We start from the raw sequence: 6,674 nt of genomic DNA, 5'->3' as shown, positions 1-6,674 counted from the left end.
CTCGTTCTTCTCCAGCGTTATCCCCCACTCTGCCATCGGCCCGAGGTCGCTGACGAAGCCGAGCATCGGCAGAATGGCGTCGAGCTCGAGATCGCGGGTGGCCTTGGTCTTCGTGTCGCGAACGGTGCAGCCGTGCAGCGCGTCACCGTTACCGTGCACGTCCTGGAGCTCGTGGAAGGTCAGCACCGTTGCGCGACCGGCCGCCGCCGCCGCACTCACGGCCGCCACCGTCGCATCGTGCGCGCGGAACCGGTCGCTCCGGTGGATCAGCGTCACGCTGGCAGCCCGGTCTATGAGGTGGTGCGCCCAGTCGAACGCCGAGTCGCCGCCGCCGACGATCACGACGTGCTGGGCGGCGTGCGCGGCCAGCGACGGCACGAAGTGCACCATCCCGCGCCCGAGCCAGTCGTCGCCCGCGGGCAGCGGGCGGGGGCGGAACTCGCCCATGCCCGCGGTGATCAGCACCGCGCCCGCGGTGACGACGGTCCCGTCGGCCAGCCCGACGTGCAGCCGCGAGTCCACAGTGGACATGGTTCGGGCCTGGCGGCCGAGCAGGTACGTCGGTTTCCACTGCGCGGCCTGCTCGACCAGCGCGTTGACGAGGTCTCGGCCGCGGACCGCGGGGAAGCCGGCGACGTCGAAGATCATCTTCTCCGGGTACATCGCGGTGACCTGGCCGCCCGCTTCGGGCAGCGCGTCGACCAGTGCGACGGACAGGTCCCGGAACCCCGCGTAGTAGGCCGCGAACAGCCCCGTGGGACCGGCGCCCACGATCAACAAGTCGACATCCATGGGTGGTACCCCTCTGCCAGTGGTGGGTGGCAGTGCAGGGATTCGACCTTAGGTGCTCAACGCCACCGTGCCCAGATCCCCCTACGGGGACAAACTGGGGAGCATGGGTGAACAGGGGTACCGCGTCGAGCACGACACCATGGGCGAGGTCAGGGTGCCGGTCGACGCGTTGTGGCGGGCGCAGACCCAGCGGGCGGTGGAGAACTTCCCGATCTCGGGGCGCGGGCTGGAACGGTCGCAGATCAGGGCGATGGGGCTGCTCAAGGCGGCCGCCGCGAGGGTGAACGAGCGGCTCGGCGTGCTGCCGCCCGACGTGGCGGGGGCCATCGCGGACGCCGCGGACGAGGTCGCCGAGGGCGTGCACGACGCGCACTTCCCGGTGGACGTGTTCCAGACCGGGTCCGGCACGTCGTCGAACATGAACGCGAACGAGGTGATCGCGACCCTGGCCACCCGGAACCTGGGCCGCGACGTGCACCCGAACGACCACGTCAACGCGTCGCAGTCGTCCAACGACACGTTCCCGACGACGCTGCGGGTGGCCGCGACGGAGGCCGTGGTCCGCGACGTGCTCCCGGCGCTGGAGCACCTCGCGACGACCCTCGAAGGCCGGTCGGCGGAGTGGGCCGACCTGGTGAAGTCCGGTCGCACGCACCTGATGGACGCGGTGCCGATCACGCTCGGCCAGGAGGTCGGGGCGTGGGCGGCGCAGGTCCGCTACGGCGTGGACCGGCTCACGTCGTCGGTGCCGCGGCTCGCGGAGCTGCCGATCGGCGGCACGGCCGTGGGCAGCGGCCTGAACGCGCCGGAGGGCTTCGGCGCCGCGGTGTCGGCCGAACTCGCCGCCGTGACCGGCCTGCCGTTGACGGAGGCGCGCGACCACTTCGAGGCCCAGGCCACGCAGGACGGCGTCGTGGAGATCTCCGGCCAGCTCAGGACCACCGCCGTGGCCCTGTTCAAGATCGCGAACGACCTGCGCTGGCTCGGCTCCGGTCCCCGCACCGGGCTCGGCGAGCTGGCGCTGCCGGACCTCCAGCCCGGATCGTCGATCATGCCCGGCAAGGTCAACCCGGTGATCTCCGAGGCGACCATGATGGTCGTCGCGCAGGTCATCGGGAACGACGCGACGGTGGCGTTCGCGGGCAGCCAGGGCAACTTCCAGCTCAACGTGATGCTGCCGGTCATCGCCCGCAACGTCCTCGAATCCGCCCGCCTGCTCGCCGCCGTCGCCCGGCTGCTGGCGGACAAGGTCCTCGCGGGCACCGAGCCGCAGGTGGAGCGGCTGCGCGAGCTGGCCGAGTCGTCGCCGTCGATCGTGACGCCGCTCAACCGCTACCTCGGCTACGAGGAGGCCGCGTCCATCGCGAAGCAGTCCCTCAAGGAGCGCAGGACGATCCGCGAGGTCGTGCTGGACCGCGGCCACGTGCCGGGGAAGCTGACCGAGGAGCAGCTCGACGCCGCCCTCGACGTGCTGCACATGGCCCGCGGCGGGCGCTGACTCACGGCGCGGGCACGGGTTGTCCCACCGTGCCCGCGCGCGGTCGCGCCCCGCTGGACGACAGGCCGACGACGCACCCGACCGCGACGACCGCCGCGCCCACCAGGCCGAGCACGTCGAACTCCTGCGCTCCCAACGCGACCGACACGACGAGGCCGGAGATCGGCGTCAGTCCGATGAGGACTCCGGCCCGGTCGGCGCCGAGCCTGCCGACGGCGAAGTACCAGAGCCCGAACGCGACCGCCGTCAGCACGACGGCCAGCGCGACCAGGGCGAGCCCCTCCCGCGGCGTCGGCACCCGCCAGCCGCCGGCGACCGTGCCGAGCACCGCGCCGACGGCCCCGGCGACCAGGCAGCACCACGTCGCCACGGACACCCCGCCCAGCCTGCGCACCACGCCGACGGCGCACAGCGTGAACGCGGCCTCCCCCGCCAGCGCGAGCGCGGCGAGCAGCAGGCCGGGCCCGTGCCACGCGCCGCCGCCGGACAGCACGACCACGCCGAGCGCCACGATCCCCGCGCCCACGACCGTCACCGCGGACCGCTTCCGGCTCGCCAGGGCCAGCACCACCGGCGTCCCGCCGAGCATCGCGGCCACGAAGCCGGGCTCGGCGTAGCGCTGCGCGTGCAGCAGCGCGGCGGTGAAACCCAGCATCCCGAACACCACGAGGGCCAGCAGCGCGGGCACGTCGCCGAGCTTCGGCGGGACCGGGCGCTGACCGCGGGCGAACGTCCACGCGAGCAGCACGAGCCCGCTCAGCGTGTAGCGCATGGCCTGGCCGGTGAGCAGCGGGTAGTCCTGGAGCATGCCGGTGACCGGCACCGAAGCCCCGACGATGATGGCGGCGGACGCCCCTGAGGCGACCGCGAGTCGACTGGTCATGCCGGACAGCGTGCCTCCCAGGTGGCACAGGTTTAAGCTCCACTTCCATGGCCGGCAACTGGTCCACTTATCGGGAACTGCTGCTCCCCGCGTTGACCGGGCGGCGTCGGGCCGTCGAGACCGAACTCCGGCGCGCCATCCGCGACGGCAGGCTCACGACCGGCACCCGCCTGCCGTCCAGCCGCGACCTGGCCCAGCAGCTCGACGTCGCCAGGGGCACCGTCACGGCCGCGTACGCGCAGCTCGTCGGCGAGGGCTACCTGTCGGCGAAGCGCGGCTCCGGCACCACCGTGACCGCCGCGGGCGGCTGGCCGTCCGCCAGCGCGCCGCAGCCGGAAGCGCCGCCGCGCTGGCGCTACGACCTGCACCCCAGGGTGCCCGCGCTGAGCGCGTTCCCGCGCGCCGAGTGGATCGCCGCCTACCGCGCCGGGCTGGCCGGGCTGTCCGACGAGGAGCTGGGCTACCCGCCCGCCGCGGGCCACCCCGCGCTGCGCGCCGAGCTGTCCGACTACCTGGGCCGCGTGCGCGCCGTGGTGTCCGAACCGGACGCCGTGGTGTTCACCAACGGCTCCGCGCAGGGGTTGGCGCTCTTCGCGCGCACGCTGGTCGCGGACGGGCACACGAGCATCGCCGTCGAGCACCCCTGCCACTCCGGCGTGCTGGAGATGCTGCGCTCCCACGGGCTGGAGGTCGTCGCCGTGCCCGTGGACGACCGCGGCATCCGCGTGGACCAGCTGGCCGCCACCGGTACGCGCGCCGTGCACGTGACCGCCGCGCACCAGTTCCCGCTGGGCGTCGTGCTGCACCCCGCGCGCAGGCACGCGCTGATCCGGTGGGCGCGGAACGTCGACGGCCTGGTCATCGAGGACGACTACGACGCCGAGCACCGCTACGACCGGCCCGCCGTCGGCGCGCTGCAAGCCCTGGACCCGAACCGCGTCGTCTACCAGGGCAGCGCGAGCAAGGTGCTCGCCCCCGGCCTGCGGCTCGGGTGGATGGTGGTGCCGGAACCGTTGCGGGAGAAGGTGATCGCGCGCAAGCGGTACGAGGACATGGGCAGTGACGTCGTCCACCAGGCCGCGTTCGCGCACCTGCTGCGCACCGGCGGCTACGACCGCCACCTCCGCCGAACCCGCGCCCTGTACCGGAAGCGCCGCGACGCGCTGCTCGACGCGCTCGCCGAGGAGCTGCCGTCGTGGGAACCCGTGGGCGTCGCGGCGGGTCTGCACGTGGTCGTCCGCCTCCCGCCGGGCACCGACGACCTGGCGGTCCAGGACCGCGCCGCCCACCGCGGGGTGAACGTGATGGCGCTGGCCCGTTACTCCCGGACACCGATGTGGCCGGGTCTGGTGCTCGGCTACGCGTCGTTGTCGCCCGATCGGTTGCGCGAGGCGGTCCGCGAACTCCGCTGACCGGTTTTTGTCGGTGCACGGGTGCACCATGGACCCCGTGCTGTTCTCCGAGCTGGTCGAGACATCCGAGGCCGTGGCCGCGACGCGGTCCCGGCTGGCCAAGGTCGCCGCGCTGGCGGCGCTGCTGAAACGGCTCGACACCCCGGCGGTGGTGTCGTTCCTCATCGGCGTGCCCAGCCAGGGCCGCATCGGTGTCGGCTGGAGAACGGTGGGCGAGCTGGCCGTGCCACCGGCGGCGAGCGAGTCGCTGACGGTGGTGGAGGTCGACGAGGCGCTGGGCGTCTACGGGTCGGTCAGCGGCAAGGGCTCCGCGGGCCGTCGCGCGGAGCTCCTGGCCGCCCTCTTCGGCCGCGCCACGGCGGCGGAGCAGAACTTCCTGCGCCGCCTGCTGACCGGTGAGCTGAGGCAGGGGGCGCTGGAGGGCGTGATGCTGGACGCCATCGCGTCCGCGGCCGACGTGCCCGCGGCCGTGGTGCGGAGGGCGTTCATGCTGTCCGGCTCACTGCCCGACACGGCGGTGGCCGCCCTGCGCGGCGGCGAGGCGGAACTGGCCGCCGTCGCGCTGGAGGTCGGCAGACCGGTCCGCCCGATGCTCGCCTCACCCGCCGCCTCGCTGCCCGAGGCCATGGCGGAGCTGGGCGGTGTCGTGGTCGAGCACAAGCTGGACGGTGCCCGCATCCAGGTGCACCGGTCGGGCTCGGAGGTGCGGATCTTCACCCGCACCCTGCGCGAGATCACCTCGACCGTGCCGGAACTGGTGGACCTCGTCCGCGGCCTGCCGTGCACCTCGGTCGTCCTGGACGGCGAGACCCTGGCCCTCACCGACGAGGGCAAGCCACGGCCGTTCCAGGAGACCATGAGCCGCTTCGGCGCCCAGGACGTCCGAGAACTCCTCCTGTCCCCGTTCTTCTTCGACTGCCTGCACCTGGACGGCCAGGACCTCCTCGACGTCCCGCTGCGCGAGCGCTTGGCCGCGCTGCGCACGGTCGCCGGGGCCCACGTGATCCCCGGCGTCCAGGAACCGTCACCCGACGAGGCGGCCGCCGTCGTCGACGCCGCCCTCGCGGCGGGCCACGAGGGCGTCATGGTCAAGTCCCTGGCCTCCGTCTACGCCGCAGGCCGCAGGGGCAGCGCCTGGCAGAAGGTGAAACCGGTCCACACCCTCGACCTGGTGGTGCTGGGAGTCGAATGGGGCAGCGGCCGCCGCTCCGGCACACTCTCGAACCTCCACCTGGGCGCCCGAGACCCCGACGGAGGCCCACCGATCATGGTCGGCAAGACGTTCAAGGGCATGACCGACGAACTGCTGGCCTGGCAAACCAAGGCCCTCGCCGACATAGCCGTCGAAAACCACCCGTGGGGCGTCGTCGTCAACCCGCAGTTGGTGATCGAGATAGAACTGGACGGCGCCCAGGTAAGCCCTCGCTACCCAGGCGGCCTGGCTCTCCGCTTCGCACGGGTGCTCAGGTACAGACCGGACAAGGACGCGGCGGAAGCGGACACGATCGACGCGGTACGCGCCCTGCTGCCGGGCAGGGGAGTGGAGGCAGGACGACCCACGCAGGCCTGACCGCGCGGCGCGGGGCTGGTAGATCGGGACTGTGGCAGCGGCGCCGACGGCAGGTGGCTCGTCCCGGCTGCCCCACCAGGGAGACGAGCGGCCCACGAGAGCCGGCGGCGATGCCAGGAGGATCACCAACAGCGAGACCCACCAGGGTCCGAAGGCACCCAGACTCCGGAAGACGCACGCAACCAGACAACTGCTGGAGCCAGGTCACCCCCAGAGCCCAGCCACCCGACCGGGCTCAGATGACCGACCGGGCTCAAGTATCCGACCGGGCTCGGGTGACCAACCGGACCCAAGTAACCGACCGGCCTCGGGTGACCAACGGGTCTGCTGCACGAGTAGGTGACAGTGATAGTCACGCAGCCTGACTGGCTGGCGTGGCCATGATTACTTCGTATTCGATGGGGGTCAACCTGCCGAGAGCGGCCTGGCGCCTGCGACGGTGGTAGGTGCGCTCGATCCAGGTCACGATCGCGATCCGGAGTTCCTCGCGAGTGGTCCAGGTACGCCGATCGAGAACGT

Annotated in this window: 5 protein-coding genes and 1 pseudogene; 3 read left to right on the top strand and 3 right to left on the bottom strand. The window is 72.7% G+C overall.

Annotated features, from left to right (window positions below):
* On the bottom strand, positions 1 to 792 hold a 792-nt coding region (locus AC156L_RS27000), incomplete at its 3' end, for an NAD(P)/FAD-dependent oxidoreductase (RefSeq protein ID WP_484407364.1).
* Between the two features lie 103 nt (positions 793 to 895).
* Here AC156L_RS27000 and AC156L_RS26995 point away from each other — a divergent pair.
* Positions 896 to 2,290, top strand: a complete 1,395-nt coding sequence (locus AC156L_RS26995; RefSeq protein ID WP_330878254.1) for a class II fumarate hydratase — start codon at positions 896 to 898, stop codon at positions 2,288 to 2,290.
* 1 nt (position 2,291) lies between these two features.
* Here the strand turns inward: AC156L_RS26995 and AC156L_RS26990 are convergent, their stop codons facing one another.
* Positions 2,292 to 3,173 (bottom strand): DMT family transporter, encoded by an 882-nt coding sequence (locus tag AC156L_RS26990; protein ID WP_330878253.1) that lies wholly within the window; start codon positions 3,171 to 3,173, stop codon positions 2,292 to 2,294.
* A 47-nt stretch (positions 3,174 to 3,220) separates the two neighbouring features.
* On the opposite strand from AC156L_RS26990, the gene pdxR reads away from it, so the two are divergent.
* A complete protein-coding gene (gene pdxR / locus AC156L_RS26985; RefSeq protein WP_330878252.1) occupies positions 3,221 to 4,585 on the top strand; it encodes a MocR-like pyridoxine biosynthesis transcription factor PdxR in 1,365 nt (454 codons plus the stop codon).
* Between the two features lie 37 nt (positions 4,586 to 4,622).
* Positions 4,623 to 6,155 carry an ATP-dependent DNA ligase gene (locus AC156L_RS26980; protein ID WP_484407365.1) on the top strand — a complete coding sequence of 511 codons (1,533 nt, stop codon included), beginning with the start codon at positions 4,623 to 4,625 and terminating at the stop codon, positions 6,153 to 6,155.
* Between the two features lie 352 nt (positions 6,156 to 6,507).
* Here AC156L_RS26980 and AC156L_RS26975 read toward each other — a convergent pair.
* Positions 6,508 to 6,674, bottom strand: a pseudogene (locus AC156L_RS26975) (IS3 family transposase); the annotation flags it as partial.

It is taken from the genome of Umezawaea sp. (assembly GCF_057122925.1).
This window is presented reverse-complemented; position numbering and strand designations above follow the sequence as displayed.

What these genes read in the sequence shown, in the direction of transcription:
- AC156L_RS26995 (WP_330878254.1), top strand. Translation starts at nt 896, where the DNA reads ATGGGTGAACAGGGGTACCGCGTCGAGCACGACACCATGGGCGAGGTC.
- AC156L_RS26990 (WP_330878253.1), bottom strand. Translation starts at nt 3,173, where the DNA reads ATGACCAGTCGACTCGCGGTCGCCTCAGGGGCGTCCGCCGCCATCATC.
- pdxR (WP_330878252.1), top strand. Translation starts at nt 3,221, where the DNA reads ATGGCCGGCAACTGGTCCACTTATCGGGAACTGCTGCTCCCCGCGTTG.